Here is a 19,964-nt window from a genome sequence, read left to right as displayed (position 1 = left end):
GGCGGACGGACCGGCGGGCGGCGCGGGCGGGCGGCGCGGGCAGGCGGACCGGCGGGCGGGCGGGCGGCGCGGGCAGGCGGGCGGGCGGGCGGCACGGGGCTACCTGCGGCTGCGCACCAGCAGGTACAGGAAGTACGGCGTGCCGATCACGGCGGTCACCAGGCCGGCGCCGAGCTGGGCGGGGGCGATGACGGTGCGGCCCACGAGGTCGGCCGTGCAGACCAGGACGGCCCCGAGGAGGACGGCGACCGGCACGACGCGGGCGTGCTGCCGGCCGACGAGGGCGCGGGCCGCGTGCGGGGCGACGAGCCCGACGAAGCCGATGGTGCCGGCGGCGGCCACGGCGGTGGCGGCCAGCAGCACGCTCAGGGCGAGGAAGCCGAGGCGCCGGCGGCCCAGGTCGAGGCCGAGGAGGCGCGGGGTGTCCTCGTCGAGGGAGACGAGGTCGAGTTCGGTGCGCCGGGTCAGGGCGACGGCCACGCCCGCCGCCACGGCGACCGCGAGGGGCGCCAGGTCGGGCAGGGTCCGGCCGTAGGTGGAGCCGGACAGCCAGGTGAGGGCCTTGGTGGCGTTGAACGGGTCGGTGAGGATGATGAGGAGGCTGACCAGGGCGGCCGTCCCGGTGTGGATGGCGAAGCCGACGAGGACGAGCCTGGTCTGCTGGAAGCCGCCGCGCGCGGCGAGTCCGAAGAGCAGGGCGGAGGCGAGCGCGGCGCCCGCGAACGCCGCGCCGGCCACACTCCACGTACCGGCGAGGGGGACGGTGGTGACGAGGAGTACGGCGCCGAGCGCGGCGCCTCCGGAGACGCCCATGATGCCCGGTTCGGCGAGCGGGTTGCGGGTGACGGCCTGGACGAGCGTGCCGGCCAGGGCGAGGGCGGCGCCCGCGAGGAGCGCGGCGAGGACCCTCGGCACGCGGGTGTCGAGAACGAAGGAGACGGTCTGACCCGCCTGGCCGAGCGCCCAGTTGGCCACGTCGCCCAGGAGCAGCTTGGCGTCGCCGAGCAGCACGGCGGCGACGGTCACACCGGCGAGCACGGCGATCAGGACGGCGGTGGTGGTGAGGAAGACGGCCCGGCTCCTGATGCGGAGCCGGTCGGCGGCGACGCCGGAGGTGTCCCGGAGCCGCGCGGCCATGACGACGACGAAGACGGCGCCGACGAGGCTGGTGACGACGCCGGTGGGCACGGCGACCGCGGTGTCCGCGGCTACGAGGGAGCGCAGCAGCACGTCGGCGCCGAGCACCAGCGCGGCGCCGACGAGGCCCGCGGCCGGGATGGCGGCGCGGGCGCGGGCGAAGCCGCGCAGCCGCCGGGCGAGGGGGCGGACGAGGGCGGGCGCGCACAGTCCGACGAAGCCGACGGGCCCGGCGAGGGTGACGGCGGCCGTGGCGAGGAGGGCGGCCAGGACGACGGCGCTCACGCGGGTGGCGCGGACCGGGACGCCCACGCCGCGGGCGGCCTCGTCGCCGAGGCCGAGGACGTCGATCCGGTGGGCGAGCAGGAGCAGCCCGGCGAGTCCCGCGACGGCGACGGGCGCCATCTGCAGGACGCCGTCGAAGCCGTTCTGGGCGATGCTGCCCTGGTTCCAGTGGTAGACGCCCTTGGTCTCGTGGGGGAAGAGCAGGACCAGTCCCTCGGTCATGGCGGTCAGGCCGAGGGTGAGGGCGCTGCCGGCGAGGACGAGGCGGATGGTGCCGGTGCCCAGGCCGGAGAGGCCCAGCACGACGGCGGCGGCGGTGAGGCCGCCGGCGAAGGCGATGCCGGAGGAGGCGAGCAGCGGGAGGGAGACGCCGGTGGCGGCGGCCAGGCCGAGGGCGAAGTAGGAGCCGGCGTTGACGGCGAGGGTGTCGGGCGAGGCGAGGACGTTGCGGCTGACCGCCTGGAGGGCGGCGCCGGCCATGCCGAGCACGATCCCGACGAGCAGGCCCGCGGCCGCCCTGGGCAGCCGGGAGGCGATGACGACGGAGGCGTCGGCGGGGTCGGCCCGGCCGGTGAGGGCCTTCCACACCTCGGGGGCGCCGACGGCGGCGGTGCCCTGGGTGACGTCGGCGAGCGCGAGGCCCGCGACGAGGAGGAGCAGTGCGGCCGTCACCGCGGCCGCGCCCGTCCGGGACGGGGCGGCCGCGGGACGGGCGGGGGTGGTCGCGGTGACGGCCATGGTCCTACTTCTTCGTCAGTTCGGCCACGACGGAGTCGATGTACCGGTTCATCGACTCGGGGCCGCCGAACATCCAGATGCCGTCGGGCAGGCGGTGGACGTTGCCCTTCTTCACGAAGGGCAGCGAGGTCCACACCTTGTCCTTGGCGAGGACGCCGGTGAAGGGCGTGCTGTTCTTGTCGCCGTCGCTGCCGATGTAGGCGAAGTGCACGTCGGCGCTCAGCTTGGTCAGGCCCTCGACGTCGGTGGAGCCCAGGCCGTACGCGGGGTCGCCCTCGACGGTCCAGTCGTTCTTCAGGCCGAGCTTCTCGTTGACCGCGCCGATCAGGGAGCCGCTGGTGTAGGGGCGGATCGCGGTCTGGTTGGAGACGATGTAGCCGTCGGCGAAGGCGTACTTCGCGCCGCCGAGCCCGGCGTCGGCGAGGGCCTTCCTGCCCTCCTCGATCTTCACCTCGAACGCCTTCCTGAGCTGGGCGGCCTTCTCGGTGGTGCCGGTGGCCCGGGCGAGCAGGTCGAGGTTGCCGTTCATGCGCCCGATCGGGTCGGCCGCGTCGGCGGACTTGACCTCCACCACCGGGGCGATGCCGCGCAGTTGCTTGACGGCGGCCGGCGGCAGGTCGGTGCTGGCGACGATGAGGTCGGGCTTGAGGGCGGCGATGGTGTCCATGCTGGGCTCGCCGCGGGTGCCGATGTCCTTCGGCTCGTTCTTCAGCGGGACGGCGGAGTCCCAGGTCTTGTAGCCCTTGACGTCGGCGACGCCGACCGGGTCGACCCCCAGCGAGACGAGCAGTTCGACCTCGTGCCACTCGGTGCCGACGACCTTCTCGGCGGGGCCGTCGAGGACGACCTCCTTGCCGGAGGCGTCGGTGAGGGTGATCTTCTCGCCGGACTTCTTCGCCTTGTCGTCGGCGGCGGGCTCGGTGGTGCCGCAGGCGGTCAGGGTGAGGGCCGCCGCGGTGAGGACCGCGGCGGTGAGGAGGTGTCGTCTCATGGGGTGGTGCTGGGCCTTTCGCTTCGTATGTGGTGGCGGCCGACCGCGCGGGTGCGGAGCCGTCCGGTGAGGGGGTCGGCGTCGACGTCGACGCGGATGCCGTAGGTCTCGGTCAGGCGCTGCGCCGTGAGGACCTCCTCGGGGGAGCCGTCGGCGACGACGCGCCCCGCTCGCAGGAGGACGATCCGGTCGCCGACGGCCGCCGCCTGGTCGAGGTCGTGGAGGACGGCGCCGACGGCGATCCCGTGGTCGTCGGCGAGGTCGCGCATGAGGTCGAGGAGTTCGACCTGGTAGCGCAGGTCGAGGTAGGTGGTGGGCTCGTCGAGGAGGAGCACGCCCGTCTCCTGGGCGAGGCAGCCGGCCAGCCAGACGCGTTGGAGCTGTCCGCCGGAGAGGTGCTCGACGCCCCGGTCGGCGAGTTCGGCGACGCCCGTGAGGTCGAGCGCCCGGTCGACGGCCGCGCGGCCCCGCGGGTCGCCCTTGCCCCAGCGGCCCCGGTAGGGGTAGCGGCCGAACTCGACCACGTCGCGCACGGTCAGACCGCCGGGTGTGGGGCGGCCCTGGGTCAGCAGGGCGACGCGGCGGGAGAACTCGCGGGTGCCGAGGGCGAGTCCGTCGGTGTCGCCGTCGATGAGCAGGGTGGCGGCCCTGGGTCGCTGCAGGCGCGCGAGGGTCCGCAGGAGGGTCGACTTGCCGCTGCCGTTCGGCCCCACGAGGACGGTCACCTCACCGGGGCGCAGCGTCATGGCGGCGTCGTGTACGACGTCGACGCCGTCGTACGCCACGGTGACTCCCGTGGCCGACAGTTCATGACCACGGGGGCGGACCGCCGCGGACGTCTCATCAGCACCTTGCACGCCCCAGAGGTTAGCCTAACCTTACTGACTGGCGAAACCCGGGCCCCGCCAGGGCGCAAGACCGAAACCGGTCAGGCCCGTTGGGGCCGGTGCGCCTACCGGGCGCGGCGGCGCCGATAGCGGCGGCGCAGTTCGTCGGTGCCCCACACCAGTACGGGGAACACCATGACGATGGCGACCACGTCGGGCGGCAGGGGCGCCGTGCCGAAGAGGTGCTGGAGCGGGGGCAGATAGACCAGCGCGGCGGTGAAGGCGAGTTCGAAGGCGATGCCGGCCAGCAGGAGGGGGTTGGTCAGGAGCCCGACCTCCCGCAGGGAGGCGTGCTCCGTGCGGGCCGCGAAGGCGGTGCCGATCTGGCAGGTGACGATGGCGGCGAAGGTGGCGGTGGTCGCGGTGACGTACGCGTCGTGGAGCGGCCGGCCGGGTTCCGTGGGCGCTCCGTGCTGCCAGCCCGCCCGCCAGAGCACGTAGAAGAACGCGCCGAGGGCGAGGACGGCGGAGACGCTGCCGAGGTACCCCCAGCTCCGTACGAGCATGTCGCGGGAGATGACCGCCTGGGTGCGCCGGCGAGGGGGCCGGGCCATGATGCCCGGTTCGGATCGCTCCCGGCCCAGGGCGAGGGCGGGCAGCGTCTCGGTGCCGAGGTCGATGGCGAGGATCTGCAGGACGGTCAGGGGCAGCGGGACGGCGCCGGCGGAGAGCGCGAAGACCAGGAAGGGGACGACCTCCGGGGTCAGGTGGGCGAAGATGTAGACGATGAACTTGCGGACGTTGTCGTAGACGCGGCGGCCCTGCTCGATCGCCGTGACGATGGTGGCGAAGTCGTCGTCGGTGAGCACCATGGTGGCCGCCTCGCGGGCGACGTCGGTCCCGGAGCGGCCCATGGCCACGCCGATGTGGGCGCGGTGCAGCGCCGGGGCGTCGTTGACGCCGTCGCCGGTCATGGCGACGACGTGGCCGTGGGAGCGCAGGGTGTCGGCCACCTTGAGCTTGGTCTCCGGGGAGGACCGCGCGAAGATCACCTCCGCGTCGCCGCCCCCTCCGAGCAGTTCGTCGAGCTCGTCGTCCGTGACCTTCTCCGACTCGGCGACCAGGCGCAGGCGGGGCACGCCGATGCCGACCTCGCGCGCGACGGCCGCGGCCGTGGCGCCGTTGTCCCCGGTCACGACGTGGATGCGGACACCGGCCTCGTGGCAGCGGCGGACGGCCGCGGCGACCTCGGGCCGCGGCGGGTCGTAGAGCCCGACGAGCCCGAGCGGTTCCAGCTCCCGCTCGGCGTCGGCCCGGCGCGGCGGCGCGCCGCCCGGCGGCAGGTCGCGGGTGGCGACGGCGAGGACGCGCATGCCCAGCCGGGCCATCCGGTCCGCCTCCGCGCGTGCCGTGCGGTGCTCCGGCGCGTCGGGGCCGGTGCGGGTGCGGGACAGCACCGCTTCCGGAGCGCCCTTGGTGATGAGGACGCGGCGGCCGCCGGGCGCGGTGGTGAGGACGGACATCAGACGCAGGCGCGGGTCGAAGCGGTAGAGGGCCACGCGGCGGGCGTCGCGGGCCTCCAGGTCGGTGTCCGCCCCCAGCTCCCCGGCCCCGAGGACGAGCGCCACCTCGGTGGGGTCGCCGGTCACGGCGCCGTCCGCGTCGCGGGTCGCGGTGGTGCACTGCGTCACGGCGTCGGCCAGCGCCCTCGTGGCGGGCCCCGCGGCGGTGCCGTCCCCGGGGGTCCATGTCGCGTGCAGGCGCATGGCGTTGCGCGTCAGGGTGCCGGTCTTGTCGGTGCAGACGACGTCGGTGGAGCCCAGGGTCTCGACGGCGCTGAGCCGCTTGACGACGGCGCCCTGCCGGGCGAGGGAGCGGACGCCCGCGGCCAGGGCGAGCGTGATGATGGGCAGCAGCCCCTCGGGGACGTTGGCGACCAGCAGGCCGATGGCGAAGACCAGCGCGTCGGTGAGCGGCAGTCCCACGGCGACGCCGGCCACCAGGAAGACCGCGCCCATGGCGGTGGCCACGGCGGCGATGAGCCAGGCGACCCGCTTCACCTGCTGTTCGAGGGGGCTGCGCTCCGGGCGGTCGCGCTGGCTCAGGGCGGCGACGCGGCCCAGTTCCGTACGGCTGCCCGTGGCGAAGACGACGGCGCGGGCCTCCCCCGCGGTGCAGGTGGTGCCGCTGAAGACCATGTCGGGCTCCTGCAGCAGCGGCACGCCGGGCAGGGCCGGGCTGGCCTCCCGCTCGGCGGGGACGGACTCCCCGGTGAGCATGGACAGGTCCACCTCGATGGCGCCGCGCGTCAGGCGCGCGTCGGCGGGGACCTTGTCGCCCTCCTCCAGGCCGATGACGTCGCCGGGCACGAGGACGCGGGCCTCGACGACCCGCGGCTCCCCGTCCCGGATGACGCGGGCCTGCTCCGGCAGGTAGCGGGCGAGGGCTTCGACGGCGCGCTCGGCCTCCCTCTCCTGGAGGATCGCGAAGGCGGCGTTCACCACGATCACCGCGCCGATGGCGCCCGCCAGGACGGGGATGCCCGCGACAAACGCGAGGGCCATGGCGGTCCACAGCAGCAGCGCCAGCGGGTGGGTGACCTGCCGGGCCAGCTCCGCGCCCAGGGAGGTGCGGGACCGGGCCCGGACCTCGTTGGGGCCGTACACGGCGAGCCGCCGGGCGGCCTCCCGCTGCGACAGGCCGTCCGGGCCGGTGGCCAGGTCGGCGCTGAGCTCCCGCAGCGGCTCCGTCGGGTCCGGGCGGGTCGGCAGCGTGTGCGCGGACGGCTGGCTCATCGGCGCGTCCTTGCGCTCGGGGCTCCGGTCACACCCCTCCCACCGACCACCGTCGCACCCGCCGGCGGCCCGCCTGAGAGCCGGTCGGGACCGGCGGGCGGGGCCGGTCGGCCCTTCCGCCGGCCCTCCTCGCGCGGCAGGCTCGAAGGCGGGTGAAGGAGGTGAGCACAGTGCAACGTGTACTGGTCACCTATGGAACGCGGAGCGGCTCCACCGCCGGGATCGCCCAGCGCATCGCGGACACCCTGCGGGAGGACGGGCTGGAGACGGAGGTACTGCCTCCGGACGAGGTGGCGGACGTCGCCCCGTACGACGCGGTCGTCCTGGGCGGGGCCCTCTACATGAACCGCTGGCACAAGGACGCCCGCCGCTTCTCCCGCCGGCACGCGCGCGCCCTGCGGGAGAAGCCGGTCTGGCTGTTCAGCAGCGGCCCGCTCGACGCGTCGGCCTCGGAGCGGGACATCCCGGCGGTGCCCACCGCGCGGCGAGCCGAACGCCGCACCCACGCGCGCGGGCACGCGACGTTCGGCGGCAGCCTGGAGGAGGGCGCCAAGGGGCACCTGGCCAGGTCGATCCTCGAAGAGGGCCGCGGCGGCGACTTCCGGGACACGGCGCGCATCGAGCGTTGGGCGCACGAGGTGGCGGACGAACTGAAGGCGCCCCCCGAGGGGGTGTGACCCATGAGCGTGTCGTCGCGGCCGGACGGCCGGCGCAACCATCCGCTGAGCAGGCCGGTGGACGTCCTGGAGCGCCGGGTCCGCATCGGCATCGTGACGGTGGCCGTGCTCGGGGTTCCGCTCGCCGGCGCCGCCGCGGGCGGGGCCGCGTACGAGCACGACCGCGCCGTCGCCGAGGCGCAGCGCGACCAGTGGCGCCGCACGGCGGCCGTCGTGGTGTCGGAGGTGACGCCGGGCATGTCCCGCGGCGACCTGGCGGGCGACGGGAAGGCGGGGACCGCGCAGGTCCGGTGGACGGCGCCGGACGGGCGCCCCGCCACCGGGGTCGCGCCGGTGCCGCCGGACGCCGATCCCGGCGACCGTACGCACATATGGGTCGACCGCCAGGGCCGCGTCGCCACGGCGCCCCTCAACGACACGGGCGTGTGGGCCGGCTCCCTCGCGGTCGGCGTGCTGGGCGCCGCGACGGCGGCGGTGGCGGGGGTGGCGGCCGTGGCGGGCGTCCACTGCCTGTGCGAACACCGCCGCGACAGGGCCTGGGAGCGGGAGTGGGACGCGGTGGAACCGGAATGGAGCCGACGGCCGCACCAGGGGGGATGACCGCGGCACCGGGGGAAACGACCACGGCGCGCCGGACCGTCTGACGCGGCGGCGTGCACCGACAGACGAGGAGGGCACCGCCATGAGGGCGTCACCGTACACCGTGAGCGACGTCATGTCCCACACCGCCGTAGCGGTCGGGAGCCGGGCTTCCTACAAGGAGATCGTCGAGGTGATGCAGCAGTGGAGGGTCAGCGCCCTGCCCGTGCTCGCGGGCGAGGGACGCGTGATCGGGGTGGTGTCGGAGGCGGACCTCCTGCCCAAGGAGGGGTACCGCTCGGGCGCCGAACCGGCGTTCGCGAGCGGCGGCGCGCCGGACGCCGCCAAGGCGGGGGCCGTGCTGGCGGAGGACCTGATGTCCACCCCCGCGGTGACCATCCACGCCGACGCGACCATCGCGGAGGCCGCGCGCGTCATGGCCCGCAGGAAGGTCAAGCGGCTGCCGGTCGTCGACGCCCAGGGACTCCTGGAGGGGGTGGTGAGCCGCAGCGACCTGCTCAAGGTGTTCCTGCGCTCCGACGCGGAGATCGCGGCGGAGATCAGGGAGTCGATCCTGCCCGACATCCGGGGCACCAGGGGGATGCGTGTCAAGGTCGAGGAGGGCGTGGTCAACCTCTCCGGCGAGCTGCCGGACTCCACCATCATCCCGCTGCTCGCCCGCGCGGTGCGGGCCGTCGAGGGCGTCGTCGACATCCGGCTCGACCTGCACAACCCGGTCGTGGCCTGACGGCCCCGCCGGTCGCGTCCCCGCCCGGCCGCGTGACGCGGCGGCGGGGACGCGGCCGTGCCGGGGGTTCCCGGCACGGCGGGGCGCGACCGGGGCGCGATCGGGGCGCGGGAACGGGCCGTGCCGGGGGCGTACCGGCGGGGCCCCGCTCGTGCGGATCAGCGGCTGCGGGGCGTGTCGCGCGCGCCAGTACCGCGGACGGGCGCGCGCACGCCGGTACCGCGGAGGGTCCGTGCGGGAAGGCCCCGCCGTGGGTGCTCCTCGTCCGTGCGGCGCCGCGGCGGCGTACGCGGTCCGCCGTTCCCTCGGATCGCTCCGGCCTGGCCGGATCGCTTCTTCGTCACGGGGCCGGGACGCCCGCGCCGGTGGGCGGGGGACGCGCCGTTCCGCCCGGCGAGTCGGCGGGCGGGGTGCCGGGCCGCCGCGGCGGGGTTCAGTCGTCGTGGCGGGGGTGCTCGTAGTGGTGGATGTGGGCGTCGGGGCCCGGGAAGTAGAGCGTCACGCGCCCGTTGTCGGACCAGCGGACGTCGAAGGGAGGGCTGCCGTCGTCGTGGCGCACCCCCACCACCTCGCCGTCGCGCCGCACCTTGCCCACGCCGGGGCCCTGCACCATGATCCGGTCACCGACCCGCGCGCGCATGCTCCGGCCCGTGGCGGGAGCGCCGCCGGGACCGGCGCCCGCGTCCGTGGGGGGATCGGCGTCCGCCGGTTCCGTGCCCGCGGGATCCGGTCCGCCCACCGTCGGTCGGGTCATCGTCCTCACCCTCTCGGTCCGCGTCGGGGTCCGGTCCCCGAGCCGGGTGCGCCGGGGCCTTCCGGCCCTTCCGGGCGCTGCCGGGCACCAGGGGTCCCGGCCGCCCGGCCGCCGCGGTCACTCCCGCTGCTTCGAGGGTACGGTGATCACCGGGCACTCCGCGCGGTGCAGCAGCCCGTGCACGACGGACCCCAGCCGCATCCCGGTGTAGCCGCCGCGTCCGCGCCGCCCGACGACGACGGCCGCGGCGTCGGCGGAGGCGCGGGCCAGTTCCTCCACCGGGTGCCCGCGCAGCACCTCCTGCGCCACCCCGATGTCCGGGTGCGCGCTCCGCAGGGGCGCGAGGGCGCCCGCGAGGAGGCGCCGCCGCTCCCGTACGGCGTCCCCCTCCTCGGCGGGCGGCACGGCCGGCCACCGCCAGATCCACAGGGCCCGCACGGAGGTGCCCCGCAGGGCGGCCTCCCGGAACGCGAACGCGGCGGCGGCCACGGAGTGCGTGCTGCCGTCGATCCCGACGACCAGGGGCCGGGGACCGCCCGCCGCGTGGCCGGGCCTGCCGACCACCGCGACCGGGCAGTCGGCGCGGGCGCTGACCGGGACGACCACCGAGCCGGCGCTGAGGAACTCCTCGGCCCGGCTGAGCCGCCGGGAGCCGACGACGACGAGACCGGCCCCCTCCGACAGGCGGCACAGCACCTCCGCGGGCCGGCCGTCGAGCAGCGCGGTGACCACGGGGAGCCGGGGCCGCAGGGAGCGCACCGTCTCGGCCGCCGCCACCAGAGCGGTCTCCCCGGCCCAGCGCGCCGTCGAGCGGCGGTGGTCGGAGTCCGCGTACCGGCTGTCGTGCGGCGGCAGGGCGAGGACCAGGCGCAGCCGGGCCCGCCTGCGGGCCGCCTCGTCGGCGGCCCAGGCGAGCGCGGGCACGGGGAAGTCCTGGGGGTCGACGCCCACCAGGACGTCGCCCGGTGCCTCCGGTACGCCGGCGTCCTGCGTCCCGCCCGCCGCCTCGGCCGGCTCGTCGCCGTGCGCCGCGGGCCCGGTCACCGCTCCTCCCGGTCCGGTGCCTGCGCGCGGGGCGCCACCATAACCGGGCAGTGCGCGTGGTGCACCAGGGCGTGCGCCACCTTGCCGAGGCCCGGCCCCAGGCGCAGGGGGCGGCGCCGTCCGCCGACGACGACCAGGTCGGCCGACCCGGACCCCTCGACGAGGGCAGCGGCGGCGGACCCGCCCACCGTGACCTCCGAGGTGACCGTGAGGCCGGGGTGCGCCCACCGCAGGTCCCCGGCCACCGCCTCGACTTTCCGGGCGTGCTCCTCGGCCATCTTCCCCAGGTCGTCGAGGAAGGAGACCGCCGTGCCGACGTGGGACAGCGGGGACCAGGCGCTGAGCAGCCGGAGCTCGGCGCCCCGCATCTCCGCCTCCCCGGCCGCCAGGTCCAGCCAGTCGTGGTCCTTCGCGCCGCGCACCGCCGCGACGACGACCCCGCGCCGGGCGTCGGCGTCCTCCCGCACCACCGCCACGGGTCCCTGGGCGCGGGTGGCCACCCCGAGGCCGACGGAGCCGAGCATCAGCGTGCCGAAGCCGCCCAGGCCGCGGTTGCCGACGACGACGAGGTCGCCGGGGCCGCCGGCCGCGCGCAGGGCCGCCACGGGCTCCTTGCGGCTGAGCTCCGTGCGGACGGTGAGGTCCGGGAAGCGGTCGCGCACCGCCGCGGCGGTCCCCACCAGCAGCTCGTGGCCGTCGGCGTAGATCCCGTCGATCACCTCGGGAGACGCGAGGCGCGTCATGCGGTCCAGGTCGACGGCGTACACCAGGCGGAGCGGGACTCCCCGCATCTCCGCCTCTCCGGCGGCCCAGAGGGCGGCCGAGCGCGCGTGCTCCGACCCGTCGACTCCGGCGACGACCGGTCCGCGGCCCCGCCCCTCCCCCCGCTCGCGCACCGGCGCCGGCTGCCGTCCCGGTGCCGCTCCTCCCGCTGTGCCGTGGTCCGCGGCCTGTCCGCCCGCGGCCTGTCCGGCGCTGTCGTGGCCCGCGGCCTGGGCGCTGTCGTGGCGCATGGCTCCTCCTCCGGCGTCTGCCGAGGTGTACGGCTTCACGCTGCCACGCGGTGCACCCGCGCCGGGAGGGCCGCCCAGGCACCCGGCAGGGACGAAGGTCCCGGCCCCCATCCATCCGTTCATCACCTTTTGCACCTTTCGGCCCTTTTCCGCTCCTCAGGTGCTCTCGATGCTGGAGGCAAGGGAGGTGCGCCCTTCGCGTGCTCCCGCGCGGCGAGAGACCCGGTGAGCGCGATGTCGGATGTCACCACCACGGACCTGTACGAAGTGACGATGGCCTTGTCGTACCGCAGGGAGGGGATGGAGGCGCCCGCGACGTTCAGCCTCTTCGCCCGCGCCCTGCCGCCGGAGCGGGGCTTCCTGGTGAGCGCCGGTCTGGAAGCGGCGCTCGACTACCTCGCGGACTTCCACGTGACCCCGTCCGACGCGGCGGACTTCGCCGCCGTGCTCGGCCGCCCGCCGGGCGATCTGGAGCCCCTGGCCGGGCTCCGCTTCCGGGGCGAGGGAGCTGACGGCCATGACGACGTCCCCCACGGTCTACTGGCCCGTACGGGTCAGAGGCGTCCTCGACCACCCGCTGTCGCGCTGGCTGTGGCTGGTGAAGTGGATCCTCGCGCTGCCGCACTACATCGTGCTGGTCTTCCTGTGGATCGCCTTCTTCCTGGTCTGCGTGGTGGCCTTCTTCGCCGTGCTGTTCACCGAGCGCTACCCCCGCCCGCTGTTCGACTTCAACGCGGGCGTCCTGCGCTGGACGTGGCGGGTGTCCTACTACGCGTACGGTGCGCTGGCCACCGACCGCTACCCGCCCTTCTCCCTCGGCGTGGAGCCCGGCTACCCGGCGACGCTGGAGATCGCGTACCCGGAGCGGCTGTCCCGCAGCCTGGTCCTGGTCAAGTGGTGGCTGCTCGCCATCCCGCACTACCTCGTGCTGGGCTTCTTCCTGGGCGGCGGCGCGCACGCCGGCCCGTGGTCGGGCGGGCTGATCGCCCTGCTCGCCCTGATCGCCGCGGTCGCGCTCGCCTTCACCGGCGCGTACCCGCGCGACCTGCACGCGCTCGTCGTGGGGCTGAACCGGTGGGTCCTGCGGGTGGCCGCCTACGCGGCGCTCATGACGGACGCGTACCCGCCCTTCCGCCTCGACCAGGGCGGTGAGGAACCGGTCAGGGAAGCGGCCGCGGAGAAGTGAATCGCCGGCCCCGTCCGAGGGGCGACGCCGACCGGACCGGGGCAAGGCCGGGGCCGGGGCAAGGCCGGGGCCGGGGCAAGGCCGGGGTCGGGCGCGCCGCATCGGCGCACGGTGAAGAGGAGAGGAGACCGCCATGAGTCTGGTACGCGTTCTGTACGCGTCGGAGCACGGGTCCACCGAGGACATCGCCCGCCGGATCGCCGCGCGGCTGGCCGCCCACGGGCACCGCACCGAGGTGGGGGACATCAAGGTCTCCCCCCGGCTGGAGCCGGGCTCCGCGGCGGTGGTGCTGGGCAGCGCCGTGTACGGCGGCGCGTGGCTGCCGCCGGCCGAGGCTTTCGTCAGGAGGGAGGTCGCGGCCCTCGGCGCCCAGCCGGTCTGGATGTTCAGCGTGGGGCTGACCGCCGCTCTGCCGAAGCCGCTGCGCTCCCTCGCCGCGCGGTCCGAGCAGCCGCGCATCTCCCGCCTGGTGGAACTGCTGCGCCCCCGGGCGCACCACCGCTTCTCCGGGGTCATCCGGCCGGAACACCTCGGCCGGAAGGGCCGGGTGATCTTCCGGCTGCTGTTCTGCCGCTACGGGGACTTCCGGAACTGGGCGGAGATCGACGCCTGGGCCGACCGGATCGCGCGGGAGGTGGGCGTTCCGGGCGGTGTGCGGGGCCCGGGCGCATCCTGAGCCGGGCCGGTCCCCCGACCCGCGTGTCGCCGGGCCGGGCCCTGCCGCCCAGCCCGGCGGTGCCGTGGCCGTCCCGACGGCCGTGGCCGTGGCCGTGGGCAGGCCGGCCTGCCCACGGCCACGGCCACGGCCACGTCCTCGGGCACGACTACGACCAACTACGGCCACGGCTACGGCTCGAGTACGGCGACGGATCGCGTACGGGACCGGACCGGATGCGAACGAACCGGATCGGGTACGGGAGGGAGACCGGGTCGTCTGGTGCGGGACCGGGTCACGGCTCGGGGTAGGGCTCCGGCTCCGGGACCACGGCGACGGGGCAGAGCGCGTGGTGCAGCACGGTGTGCGCGACCCTGCCGAGCTGCATGCCGGGGCCGCCGTGCCGGTGTCGCGCCCCGACGACGAGCAGGTCGGCGGCGGCGGAGCGGGCGACGAGCACCTTGCGCGCCGGCCCCTCGGCCGTCGCCCGGCGCACGGCCACGTCCGGGTGGTGCGGCGCGACGCCCTCCAGGGTCCGGTCGAGCACGACGGAGGCGAGGTCCTCGTGGTAGCGGGCTGGACTGCCGCCCAGCAGGGGATGGCCCCTCGGCTCGTGCGCCGGGCACCGCCAGGCGCGCACCACGTCGAGAGTGGCGCCCCGCGCCCGCGCCTCCCGGAAGGCGAACCGCACCGCCTCCGAGCCCGGTGCCTCGTCCCCGACGCCCAGCAGCACGCGCCCGTGCGTCCCCGCCACACCGGCCTCGTCGCCCCGGACCACGACGGCGGGGCAGGAGGCGCCGGCCGCGACGGACAGGCCCACCGACCCCAGGAGGAGCCCGGCGAGCCCGCCGCGCCCCCGGTGGCCGACGACCACCGCGAAGGCGCTGCGGCTCTCCCGCAGCAGGGCCCCCGCCGCGTCCTCGGGCAGGACCTCGGCGACCACACGGAGGCGGGGCGCACGGCGCCGGACCCGCTCCGCCGCGGTCCCCGCGATGTTCTCGGCCATGACGCGCTCCGCGGCGCGGTCCGGTCCGGCGGCGGGGACGGCGCCCTCGTACCGCTGCCACAGCGAGGCGTACACCACACGGAGCGGCACCCCGTGGCGGAGCGCCTCGTCGCACGCCCAGTCGAGCGCCCGAAGGCTGTGGTCCGAGCCGTCCACGCCCACCACGAGAGGCGACACCATCGCCCTCACCGCCCTTCCGCACGGGCCGTACGCATCCGCTTCCACCGTCCCACGCGGGAGGCGGGCGGCGAAGGGCCGAACGGGCCCCGCGGGTGCCCGAGCGACCCGCCGCCGCCCGCTTCGGAGGGGGCACGCTGGAAGGCGAGGCGAGCCGGAGGCGGGACACCCCGAAGGCGGGGAACCGCAAAGGCCGGGGAGCCCGGAAGCCGGGGCAGCCCGGAAGCCGGGGCAGCCGGAGAGGAACCGGGAGGATGGGATGCCCGGACCACAGCGGTCCACGCACGCGCTGCTGGCGGACGGATCGACGGTGTGCGTCCGCCCCGCCGTCCCGGAGGACGCGCCGCGCGTCCTGCGGTTCTACGAGGACCTGTCCGAGCGGACCGCGCGCCTGCGGTTCCTCGCGACCGGCCACCGCTCCGCCGAGCTGGCCGCCGCCCGCGTGGCAGAGGCGCCCGGCGGACACCGGGTCCTGGTGGCCGAGGCGGCGGGCCGGATCCTCGGCATCGCCGACTTCACGCGCGCACCCGGCACGACCGAGGCCGACATCGCCGTGGCCGTGGCGGACGACCAGCACCACCGGGGGCTGGGCACCCTCCTCCTGGAGCACCTGGCCGACGCCGCGCGCGAGGCGGGGATCACCCGCTTCACGGCCGACGCGCTCGCCGCCAACCGCGAGATGCTGCGGGTCTTCTCCGACCTGGGGCTGCGCGTGACGCGGAGCTTCGAGGGGCCGGAGGTGCACTGCGTCATCGACCTGGCCGGTACGGACGCCTACGCCGACGCCGTCGACGCCCGGGGCCGCCTCGCCGACGTCGCCAGCCTCCGGCCGCTGCTGGCGCCGCGCTCCGCCGCCGTCGTCGGCGCGGGGCGCACCCCCGGCTCGGTCGGGCGCGCCGTCCTGCGCAACGCGCACCGGGGCGGTTTCACCGGACCGCTGCGCGCCGTCAACCCGCACGCCGACACCATCGAGCAGGTGGGCAGCCACCCGTCGGTCTCCGCCCTCCCCTTCGTACCGGAGCTGGCGGTGCTGGCGGTGCCCGCCGCCGCGGTGCCGGACGTGGCGGAGGAGTGCGGCAGGGCGGGCGTCCGGGCGCTGCTGGTGCTCACGTCCGGCCTCACCCGCGAGCAGGGGGCGGCGCTGCTCGGCCACTGCCGCCGCCACGGCATGCGCCTGGTCGGCCCGAACTGCCTGGGCCTGGCGAACACCGCGCCCGGGGTGCGCCTGAACGCGACCTTCGCCGCGCGTCCCGCGCTGCCCGGCACGGCGGGCGTCGCCGTGCAGTCGGGCGGGGTCGGCGTGGCCCTGCTGGACGGCCTGACCCGGCTGGGGATCGGTGTGTCGACCTTCGTCTCGCTGGGCGACAAGTACGACGTCAGCGGCAACGACCTGCTGCGGTGGTGGGAGGCCGACGGCCGGACCGAACTGGCGGTCCTGCACCTGGAGTCGTTCGGCAATCCCCGTGCCTTCTCCCGCACGGCGCGGCGGGTGGCGCGCGCCGTGCCGATCCTCACCGTGGACGCGGGGCGCTCCGAGGCCGGCCGCCGGGCCGCCGCCTCCCACACGGCGGCCGCGGCCACCCCGACGGTGGCCCGCCAGGCCCTCTTCGCCCAGGCCGGGATCACCGCCGCCCGCGGTCTCGGCGAACTGCTCGACACGGCCGCCCTGCTGCACGGCCAGCCCCTCCCCCGCGGCTCCCGCGTGGCGGTGGTGAGCAACGCCGGGGGCGCCGGGGTCCTCGCCGCGGACGCCTGCGCCGAAGCGGGGCTGACCGTACCGGCCCTGACCGGCGAGTCGGCCGCCCAGCTGTCGGAGGCGCTGCCCGGCGGCGCCGTCGTCGCCAACCCGGTGGACGCGACGGCGGCCGTCGGCGAGGAGGGGCTGCGGCGCTGCGTGGCGGCGCTCGACCGGTCGCCCGAGGTGGACGCCGTCCTCGCCGTGCTGGTGCCCACCGCCGTCGCGGCGGCCCTCGGCGAGGACCTGGTGCGCGCGCTCACCGCGCCTTCGCGTGCCCTCGCCAAGCCGCTGGTCGCGGTGGTTCCCTCGCAGGGCGCGCGGACGGTGCTGCTGCCGGTCCGGGGAGGGGGACACCTGCCGGCCTACGGCGACGCCCAGGACGCCGCGCGCGCCCTGGCGCACGCCGCCGCCCGCGCGCGGTGGCTCGCCAGGCCCGCCGGCACGGTGCCGGAGCCGGCCGGCATCGACGCACCGGGCGCGCGGGCGCTGGTCGGCCGCTTCCTGGCGGCGCATCCGCGGGGCGGCTGGCTCGACCCCCCGGCGGCCATGCGGCTGATGGAGTCGTACGCGCTTCCCCTGAGCCCGTGGGCGTGGGCCGAGCGGGACACGGACGCGGCCACCGCCGCGGAACGGCTCGCCGGGGAGGACGGGCGCGTGGTGCTGAAGGCGCACTGGCCGGGGCTCGTGCACAAGAGCGAGGCCGGGGCGGTCGCGCTGGGCCTGCGCGGACCCGAGGAGGTGCGGGCGGCGTACGCCTCCATGGCCCGCCGCTCAGGGGGGCGCCTCACCGGCGTCGTCGTCCAGCCTCTGGCCGGGCGGGGCACGGAGCTGCTGGCCGGGGTGGTGCAGGACGCCGTCTTCGGGCCGCTCGTCCTGTTCGGTACGGGCGGGACCGCCACCGACGTGCTGGGCGACCACACGGCCCGGCTCGCCCCGCTGACCGACGTGGACGTGACGGAGCTGGTCGGAGCGGCCCGCTGCGCGCCGCTCCTCTTCGGCCACCGGACGGAGCCGGCCGACGTGCCGGCCGTCGAGCAGGTGCTCCTGCGCCTGTCCCGGATGGCCGTGGACCTGCCGGAGCTGGCGGAGGCCGATCTCAACCCGGTGCTGGCCCGCCCCGGCGGGGCCACGGTCCTGGACGTGCGGGTCCGCGTCGAACCGGGACGCGCGGTCGACCCGTACCTCCGCCGGCTGCGGTGAGGGCCGGGGACGCCGGGCGCCGGCCCTCACCGCCGCCGTCCCCTACGCCGTCCCTCGGGCCCCCCGCCCCGCCGCCCCGCCGCCGCCCCTTCGGGCCTAACCGCCGCCGTCCTCGCCGGCCTCTCCGTCGACGCCGGAGCCGCGGGGCGCTACGGCGCCGGAGGGGGCGTCGGGGCCGGGGGGCGCTTCGGGGCCGGAGGGGGCGTCGGCGCCGGAGGGGGCGTCGGCGCCGGCCGTGAGCGGCACGGTCCACACGAGCCGTGTACCGCCCTCGCCGCGCCGCCGCGCCTCCGCCGTGCCGCCCAGAGCGCGGGCCCGCTCGTCGATGTTCCGCAGCCCGCTGCGCACCGCGCCGGGCGGGATGCCGACGCCGTCGTCGGTCACCGCCAGGGAGAGCCGGTCGGAGGTCACGGCGACGTGCACGTCGACCGCGTGCGCCCGGGCGTGCCGCGCCACGTTGCTCAGCGCTTCGACGAGCACCGCGATCAGGTGGTCGCCCGGCATCCCGTCGACATGGGTGTCCAGGAGCCCCTCCAGGCGGAGGGCGGGCGCGAAGCCCAGCGACGACGCCGAGGCCCGCACGGTCTCGGTGACGCGTCCCCGGAGCGTCTGAGGGCCGTCGGGGCCGGACGGGTGGTGGCTCAGCCCGAAGATCGAGGAGCGGATGATCGCGATGGTGGCGTCCAGGTCGTCGACGGCCCGCCGCAGCCGGTCCGCCGCCAGCGGGTGGTCGACGAAGCGCTGGGCGCTCTGCAGCGTCATGCCCGTGGCGAACAACCGCTGGATGGCCAGGTCGTGCAGGTCCCGGGCGATCCGGTCGCGGTCCTCCAGCAGGGCGATCTGCTCCGCGTCGCGGCGACGCTCCGCCAGCTCCATGGCGAGCGCCGCCTGGCCCGCGAAGCCCATGAGAGGGCCCGTCTCCTCGTCGCCGAAGGGCGGCCTCCCCTTGGCGCGCACGAGGACCAGCGCGCCGCGGTGGGTGTCGCCCGAGCCGAGCGGCACCGCCACCGCGGGGCCCAGCCCCGACCAGCGCGCCACGTCCTCGCGCGTGCGCTCGTCGCTCTCGATGTCGGTGCTGGTGACGGGGTGGGAGGCGGCGAGGGCGGACCGCACGTAGACGTCGTGCTCGGGCAGGAGGGTGCCGTGGTGGCGGTCGGCCTCCTCCCCGGCGGCCAGGGCGACGCGCAGGCGCCGCGTGCCCGTGACGGGCACCGCCACGAAGCCGAGGTCCGCCTGGACGTTCCCGCGGGCCCGGCGCAGGATCAGCTCCAGCACCTCCGCGCGGGGGCGGCCGGACAGCAGGCGCCGGGTCACCTCGGCGCTGGCCGCCAGCCACCGCTCCCGCCGGCGGGCCTGCTCGTACAGCCGGGCGTTCTCGATGGCGACCCCGGCGGCGACCGCCAGCGTGGAGAGCACGACCTCGTCGTCGGCGTCGAACTCCGCCCCGCCCCGCTTCTCGGTGAGGTACAGATTGCCGAAGACCTTCTCCCGCACCCTGATCGGCACGCCCAGGAACGAGCGCATCGCCGGGTGGTGCGGTGGGAAGCCGGAGGACGCGGGGTGTTCGCCCAGGTCGGCGAGGCGCAGGGGCTCGGGGTGCCGGATCAGCTCCCCCAGGAGGCCGTGCCCGCTGGGGAGCGCGCCGATGGCGGCCCACTGCTCCTCGCCGACGCCGACCGGGATGAACTCGGAGAGCATGTGGTCCTCCCCGATCACGCCGAGCGCGCCGTACTCGGCGTCCACCAGGCCGGTGGCCGCCTCCACGATCCGGCGCAGCACGGAGGGCAGGTCGAGCTCGGTGCCGACGGACAGCACGGCCTCCAGCAGGCCGTGGAGACGGTCCCGGGTGCCCTGGACGGCGTCGATGCGCGCCCTCAGCTCGTCCAGCAGCTCGTCCAGGCGCAGCTGGGACAGCTGCTGGATGGCCGGCGACTCACCGGGGTTCATGGCGCCTCCGGACGGCTGCGACGCTACCGCTCGTCGTCTCCACCGTAGGTCGCGCCGGGCCGGGGGGCGACCTACCGGGGAGGCCGCCCGCGGAGGCGGTCCGGCGGGCCCCTTCCCACGCCTTCGGGCGGGTGCCCCCGGCCGGAGGGCCGACCCGGGGGTGCGGTCCGCGGGGCGGTCCCGGGGGCGCTGCCGCGGACGGTCCGAGCAGCGGCCCGCGGGGCGGTCCGCACGTCCGCGTACCCCCGGCCGGTGCGCCGCGGCCGGTGCGCCGCGGCCGGTGCGCCGGGGCAGGTCCGTCCCGGAGCCGAGGGTGCGTCCGCGCCGCCGCGCCCCCCGCCTCGCCCGGCTCGGCACGGCCGGCACGGCGCGGTGCCGCCGGCACGGCACGGCACGGCACGAGTCGGCGGGGCCCGGTACCACTCAGCGGGGCTCGGCCCGGTACGGCCCGGCGCGGGTCGGTTCGG

Annotated in this window: 15 protein-coding genes and 1 pseudogene; 7 read left to right on the top strand and 9 right to left on the bottom strand. The window is 76.7% G+C overall.

Annotated elements, in window-relative coordinates:
• Positions 1-99: 99 nt before the first annotated feature.
• The 4 genes from CP974_RS27535 to CP974_RS27520 all read right to left on the bottom strand — a co-directional run bounded on the left by CP974_RS27535 (position 100) and on the right by CP974_RS27520 (position 6,773).
• Positions 100-2,160 carry an iron ABC transporter permease gene (locus CP974_RS27535; protein ID WP_031129622.1) on the bottom strand — a complete coding sequence of 687 codons (2,061 nt, stop codon included), beginning with the start codon at positions 2,158-2,160 and terminating at the stop codon, positions 100-102.
• A 4-nt stretch (positions 2,161-2,164) separates the two neighbouring features.
• A complete protein-coding gene (locus tag CP974_RS27530) occupies positions 2,165-3,151 on the bottom strand; it encodes an iron-siderophore ABC transporter substrate-binding protein (RefSeq protein WP_031129621.1) in 987 nt (328 codons plus the stop codon).
• The gene (locus tag CP974_RS27525; protein WP_031129620.1) at positions 3,148-4,008 is read right to left on the bottom strand and encodes an ABC transporter ATP-binding protein; all 861 of its coding nucleotides are present in this window, start codon (positions 4,006-4,008) and stop codon (positions 3,148-3,150) included. Before CP974_RS27525 ends, CP974_RS27530 begins: the two co-directional genes overlap by 4 nt.
• A 95-nt stretch (positions 4,009-4,103) precedes the next feature.
• Positions 4,104-6,773: a cation-translocating P-type ATPase gene (locus CP974_RS27520; protein WP_031129619.1), complete on the bottom strand. Its 2,670-nt coding sequence runs from the start codon at positions 6,771-6,773 to the stop codon at positions 4,104-4,106.
• Positions 6,774-6,943: 170 nt separating this feature from the next.
• Between CP974_RS27520 and CP974_RS27515 the strand changes: the two genes are divergently transcribed.
• From CP974_RS27515 to CP974_RS27505, 3 genes are all read left to right on the top strand, one after another.
• Positions 6,944-7,450 (top strand): flavodoxin domain-containing protein, encoded by a 507-nt coding sequence (locus tag CP974_RS27515; protein ID WP_031129618.1) that lies wholly within the window; start codon positions 6,944-6,946, stop codon positions 7,448-7,450.
• A gap of 3 nt (positions 7,451-7,453) precedes the next feature.
• On the top strand, positions 7,454-8,050 hold the full coding sequence (locus tag CP974_RS27510) for an Rv1733c family protein (protein WP_031129617.1): 597 nt from the start codon (positions 7,454-7,456) through the stop codon (positions 8,048-8,050).
• A gap of 82 nt (positions 8,051-8,132) precedes the next feature.
• Positions 8,133-8,777 (top strand): CBS domain-containing protein, encoded by a 645-nt coding sequence (locus CP974_RS27505; protein ID WP_031129616.1) that lies wholly within the window; start codon positions 8,133-8,135, stop codon positions 8,775-8,777.
• A 433-nt stretch (positions 8,778-9,210) separates the two neighbouring features.
• Here CP974_RS27505 and CP974_RS30555 read toward each other — a convergent pair whose 3' ends face one another.
• From CP974_RS30555 to CP974_RS27490, 3 genes are all read right to left on the bottom strand, one after another.
• The gene (locus CP974_RS30555) at positions 9,211-9,531 is read right to left on the bottom strand and encodes a DUF1918 domain-containing protein (protein WP_223844590.1); all 321 of its coding nucleotides are present in this window, start codon (positions 9,529-9,531) and stop codon (positions 9,211-9,213) included.
• 117 nt (positions 9,532-9,648) lie between these two features.
• Positions 9,649-10,575, bottom strand: a complete 927-nt coding sequence (locus CP974_RS27495) for a universal stress protein (RefSeq protein ID WP_078915423.1) — start codon at positions 10,573-10,575, stop codon at positions 9,649-9,651.
• Entirely contained in the window at positions 10,572-11,588 is a 1,017-nt protein-coding gene (locus CP974_RS27490; RefSeq protein WP_078915422.1) for a universal stress protein, read from the bottom strand. Before CP974_RS27490 ends, CP974_RS27495 begins: the two co-directional genes overlap by 4 nt.
• A gap of 234 nt (positions 11,589-11,822) precedes the next feature.
• Between CP974_RS27490 and CP974_RS27485 the strand changes: the two are divergent.
• The 3 genes and pseudogenes from CP974_RS27485 to CP974_RS27475 form a co-directional block, all read left to right on the top strand.
• A pseudogene (locus CP974_RS27485) lies at positions 11,823-12,092 on the top strand (nicotinate phosphoribosyltransferase); the annotation flags it as partial.
• Between the two features lie 13 nt (positions 12,093-12,105).
• On the top strand, positions 12,106-12,774 hold the full coding sequence (locus tag CP974_RS27480) for a DUF4389 domain-containing protein (RefSeq protein ID WP_031129611.1): 669 nt from the start codon (positions 12,106-12,108) through the stop codon (positions 12,772-12,774).
• Positions 12,775-12,907: 133 nt separating this feature from the next.
• Positions 12,908-13,450 carry a flavodoxin domain-containing protein gene (locus tag CP974_RS27475; protein WP_031129610.1) on the top strand — a complete coding sequence of 181 codons (543 nt, stop codon included), beginning with the start codon at positions 12,908-12,910 and terminating at the stop codon, positions 13,448-13,450.
• A 274-nt stretch (positions 13,451-13,724) separates the two neighbouring features.
• Here CP974_RS27475 and CP974_RS27470 read toward each other — a convergent pair whose 3' ends face one another.
• Positions 13,725-14,615: a universal stress protein gene (locus CP974_RS27470; RefSeq protein ID WP_031129609.1), complete on the bottom strand. Its 891-nt coding sequence runs from the start codon at positions 14,613-14,615 to the stop codon at positions 13,725-13,727.
• A 256-nt stretch (positions 14,616-14,871) separates the two neighbouring features.
• On the opposite strand from CP974_RS27470, the gene CP974_RS27465 reads away from it, so the two are divergent.
• Entirely contained in the window at positions 14,872-17,550 is a 2,679-nt protein-coding gene (locus tag CP974_RS27465) for a bifunctional acetate--CoA ligase family protein/GNAT family N-acetyltransferase (RefSeq protein ID WP_031129608.1), read from the top strand.
• Positions 17,551-17,646: 96 nt separating this feature from the next.
• Here the strand turns inward: CP974_RS27465 and CP974_RS27460 are convergent, their stop codons facing one another.
• Positions 17,647-19,497 (bottom strand): sensor histidine kinase, encoded by a 1,851-nt coding sequence (locus CP974_RS27460; RefSeq protein WP_158935946.1) that lies wholly within the window; start codon positions 19,495-19,497, stop codon positions 17,647-17,649.
• Between the last annotated feature and the right edge of the window lie 467 nt (positions 19,498-19,964).

The sequence above is a fragment of the Streptomyces fradiae ATCC 10745 = DSM 40063 genome (assembly GCF_008704425.1).
Taxonomy (GTDB): domain Bacteria; phylum Actinomycetota; class Actinomycetes; order Streptomycetales; family Streptomycetaceae; genus Streptomyces; species Streptomyces fradiae.
The sequence above is the reverse complement of the archived record's forward strand: the minus strand, read 5'-3'. Positions and strand labels throughout refer to the sequence as shown.